The organism is Variovorax sp. 01T439_2 (assembly GCF_056398445.1).
In genome coordinates, this window is record NZ_JBFTPJ010000619.1 from 1 (window position 1) to 3,659 (window position 3,659).

Sequence of the window (3,659 nt, forward strand, 5' to 3'; positions counted from 1 at the left end):
GCGCTTCCTCGAATCGCTTTCCAACCTGCTGGCCACCAGCCTGCAGCGGGTGCAGACCGAAGAGGCGCTCAGCCATGCCCAGCGGCTCGAAAGCGTCGGCCAGCTCACGGGCGGCATTGCGCACGACTTCAACAACCTGCTCACCATCATCCAGGGCAACCTGCAGGTGCTCGAAGAGCTGCCCGCCATTGCACAGGACGGCTACGCCCAGCAGCTGGTGGGCGCCGCGGCGCGGGCCTCGCGGCGCGGCGCCGAGCTCACGGGCAAGCTGCTGGCCTTTTCGCGCCGGCAGATGCTGCAGCCCAACGCGGTGGACACGCATGCGATGCTGCATTCGCTGGCCGACATGTTGCGGCGCACGCTCGACCAGCGCATCGGCATCGCGATCGATGCGGCGCCGGGCTGCCCGCCGGTGCTCGCCGATCCCGGACAGCTCGAATCGGCATTGCTGAACATTGCCATCAACGCGCGCGACGCCATGCCCGAGGGTGGCACGCTGCACTTTCGCGCCGAGGCCTGCGGCGCGCTGCCGCCCGAGGTGCACAACGAGCTCAGCGACCAGGATGCGCACGGCAGCTTCGTTGCCATTTCGGTGGCCGACAGCGGCACGGGCATGACCGAGGAAGTGAGGGAGCGCGCCTTCGAGCCCTTCTTCACGACCAAGGAAGCCGGCCGCGGCACCGGCCTGGGCCTGAGCACGGTGTACGGCTTCGTGAAGCAGTCCAAGGGCGCCGTGGCCATCGAAACGCGGTCGGGCGCGGGAACGACCGTGACGCTCTATCTTCCCCAGCTGTACGACCCGGCGCCTGCGGCCGCAGAGGAGGAAGACGAAGAGCAGGCCATCCCCGCCGGCCTGCGGGTCATGCTGGTCGAGGACRACGCCGAGGTGCGCCGGGTGGTTCACACCTTTCTCGCGACGCTCGGCTGCAGCGTGGTGACCGCGGCCAATGCCGAGCAGGCGCTGCTGAGCATGGAAACGGATGCGGATTCCTTCGACGTGCTGCTCAGCGACATCGCGCTCGGAGCCGGCATGCGCGGAACCCGGCTCGCCGCCGAGGCGCAGCAGCGCTTTCCGCGGCTCGCCATTCTCCTGATGTCCGGCTTTTCGTCGGAGCTGCTCGACGCCGACCGCGACGTGCCGCAAGGCTGGGAGCTGCTGCGCAAGCCCTACACGCGCGGCGAACTCGCGCGCGCCCTGGCCCGGGTGCTGGCGGCCGCACGGCCCTAGCCGGCGGTTGCCGCCGCAGCCTTTGCAGCGCCCGCAATCCGCCATAACCGGCCATTTTGTCCAATTTTGCTATTTTTGCCATAATGGCGCCAAAGGAGCACACCATGGCCGCCATCCTGCCAAACCTCGATGAACTGCCGCGTCAGAACGCATCCCAGGTCAAGAACCGCTGGGGCGACGTGGTCCGCCAGGTCCAGAAGACCGGCAGCCTGGCCGTGACCAACCATTCGACGGTGGAGATGGTGCTACTGACCGCAGCCACCTACAACCAGCTGGTGGAAGACGCGCAGGCGCTCAAGGCGCGCGAGCAGTCGGTGCTCGACGAGCTCGGGCGCCGCTTCGACGTGCGCCTGGGCGTGCTGCAGCAGCCCGAAGCAGCCGCGCAGATGGGCAAGCTGTTCGCCGCCAAGGGCAAGCTCGGGCGCCGCCCGAAGGCGGGCGACACCTTCTGATGGYGGCGGCCGCCCGCCCCTTCATCCTGGTGCTGGCCGGTGTCAACGGCGCGGGCAAGAGCTCGGTCGGTGGTGCCCTGCTCGCCGAGCACGGCTTGACCTGGTTCAACCCCGACACCTGCGCGCGCGAGCTCATCGCGCAGCTCGGGATCACGCCCGAAGAGGCGAACGCCCGCGCATGGAATCTGGGCCGCGAGCGGCTGGAAGCGGCCATCGCGCAGCGTTCCAACTACGCCTTCGAGACCACGCTGGGCGCGAGCACCATTCCCGCGCTGCTCGCGCGCGCCGCGTCGAGCCACGACGTGGTCATGATCTTCTGCGGGCTGTCTTCGCCCGAGCAGCACATCGCCCGCGTGCGGGCGCGCGTGACGCGCGGCGGCCACGACATTCCAGAGGCCAAGATCCGCGAGCGCTGGATCGCCTCGCGCGCCAACCTCATCAAGCTGCTGCCCAAGCTCACGCGGCTGCAGGTCTTCGACAACAGCGCGGAGGCGCCGCCCGGCGGCGACATTGCGGACCCGGTGCTGGTGCTCGAACTGAGCGCGGGCGAACCCGTCTTTCCGCAGCCGGGCGACCTGGCCGCGCTCGCGGCCACGCCGGCCTGGGCGCGGCCGATCGTGCAGGCGGCGATCGAGCTGCTGGGCTGAGGCCTCGCCGGACTGAGCCGAGGGCGGAAGAGAGGATGCCGCCGGCCTCGAGGACCCGCACTGCAGGCGGGTGCCATAAGGCCACCTCTACCAGCGCCGGCAAGCATCCATTGCAGTGTGGCTCGCGAACGTGAAGCGCAGATGACTTGGCGGGGAGCGGCCGGGCTCGGCAGAGTAACGGATCGAAACTCCGCTGGTTCCGCAGCCGAGGGCTGGACAGGCGCCAACCCTGAACGGAACGCCGATCCCGAGATGCTGGGCGCTATATTGCGCACAGCCCGTGTCCACCGTGCACGGGACAAGACCATTCGCTCGAAGGCCTCGGCGCCACGCGTCGCGCAAGAGCAAAACCAGGAGATTTTTTTTGGACCTGCGCGACCTGCAGTACTTCGAGGTCATTGCCGAGCTCGAGCACATGGGCCGTGCCTCGGAGCGGCTGCACCGCACCCAGCCTGCGCTGACGAGCTGCGTCAAGCGCCTGGAAGAAGCCTGCGGCGCGGCCCTGTTCGAGCGAACGGGCCGCGGCATCCGCCTCACGGCGGCCGGCAAGGCCTTGCTCAAGTGGGCACAGCGCACGCGCTTCGATGTGGAAAGCGCGCGCCGCGAGATCGGCGACATCGGCCGCGGCCTGGCGGGCAACATCCGCATCGGCATCGTGCCCACGGCCGCGCAGTTCCTGCTTCCGCCGGCGGCGCGGGAGCTGATGGGCGAGGCGCCGGGCATCACGCTTCGCACGACGGTGGCGCTGGGCGACATCCTGACGCCGCTGCTGCGGTCCGGCGAGATCGACCTGATGGTCGGCACGGAGGGCACGCAGGAGCCGGGCTTCACCTCGAAGCTGCTCGCCGAAGACCCGATCGTGGTTGCCGCGACCAGCTCGCACGAGATCTTCAAGAAGGCCAAGCCGACGCTCAAGGACCTGGCCGGCTACCGCTGGGTGCTGCAACCGCCCGGCGCGCCGACGCGCGACTGGCTGGACCAGACCTTCGACCGCAGCCACCTGCCGCGGCCCCAGGTGCAGGTGGAAAGCACGATGCTGCTGATGCTGCCGAGCCTGATCGACGAGACCGGCCTGCTGAGCTTCATCTCGCGGCTGCACCTGCAGGAAGGCCGCTCGGGCGCGGCGCTGCGCGAGGTCAAGGTCCGGGGCGTGACGATGCGCCGGCGCATGGTCGTCACCTACCGCGAGAGCGGCTACCTCTCGCCGGCAGCGCAGCGCCTGGTGGTGCTGCTGGCCAGGCACGGGCGTTTCCGGTCGCGCTGATACCCCAAGCGGCATTTATCGGTTCCAAGAAATTATCGATTGGACCGCTGGCGAAGCAGCGCGAATAC

Annotated in this window: 4 protein-coding genes; all 4 read left to right on the forward strand. The window is 69.1% G+C overall.

The window, feature by feature from the left end:
* Nucleotides 1-1,228 (forward strand): ATP-binding protein (locus AC1DOC_RS24485; RefSeq protein WP_478130670.1); only part of this gene is annotated, 1,228 nt, incomplete at its 5' end.
* 104 nt (nucleotides 1,229-1,332) lie between these two features.
* Nucleotides 1,333-1,680 (forward strand): type II toxin-antitoxin system prevent-host-death family antitoxin, encoded by a 348-nt coding sequence (locus tag AC1DOC_RS24490; protein ID WP_015865634.1) that lies wholly within the window; start codon nucleotides 1,333-1,335, stop codon nucleotides 1,678-1,680.
* Entirely contained in the window at nucleotides 1,680-2,327 is a 648-nt protein-coding gene (locus AC1DOC_RS24495) for an ATPase (RefSeq protein ID WP_478130671.1), read from the forward strand. The genes AC1DOC_RS24490 and AC1DOC_RS24495 overlap by 1 nt, the downstream gene beginning before the upstream one ends.
* 364 nt (nucleotides 2,328-2,691) lie before the next feature.
* Nucleotides 2,692-3,591, forward strand: coding sequence for a LysR family transcriptional regulator (locus AC1DOC_RS24500; protein ID WP_015865636.1), 900 nt, complete (start codon nucleotides 2,692-2,694; stop codon nucleotides 3,589-3,591).
* Nucleotides 3,592-3,659: the final 68 nt, after the last annotated feature.

Excerpts from the sequence above, each read along its gene's own strand:
- AC1DOC_RS24490 (WP_015865634.1), top strand. The coding sequence starts at position 1,333 with ATGGCCGCCATCCTGCCAAACCTCGATGAACTGCCGCGTCAGAACGCA.